Origin of the sequence: Enterobacter sp. ZOR0014, from assembly GCF_000798855.1 — a bacterium.
Lineage (GTDB): Bacteria > Pseudomonadota > Gammaproteobacteria > Enterobacterales > Enterobacteriaceae > Enterobacter > Enterobacter kobei.
Genome location: NZ_JTLF01000331.1, coordinates 1 through 237 on the forward strand (window position 1 = coordinate 1; position 237 = coordinate 237).

Sequence of the window (237 nt, forward strand, 5' to 3'; positions counted from 1 at the left end):
CCCGTACCGTAAGGTGCGGGGTTTTTTGCTTTTGGTTTTCCTCTCCTTGAAACTTTCCCGTAGGCCGGATAAGGCAAAGCCGCCATCCGGCAAAGCAGATTGCACGATCTCACCGGAAAGAGAAGCAAGAATATAAAAGAAGGGATTTATAAGCGCAGAAAAACAAAAACCCAGCCATAGGCTGGGTTCTTTAAATAGTGGTGCCCGGACTCGGAATCGAACCAAGGACACGGGGAT

Annotated in this window: 1 protein-coding gene; it reads right to left on the reverse strand. The window is 48.9% G+C overall.

The window, feature by feature from the left end:
• Positions 1-237, reverse strand: a 237-nt coding sequence (locus L977_RS25085) for a hypothetical protein (protein ID WP_231563634.1), incomplete at both ends; no start/stop codon positions are given.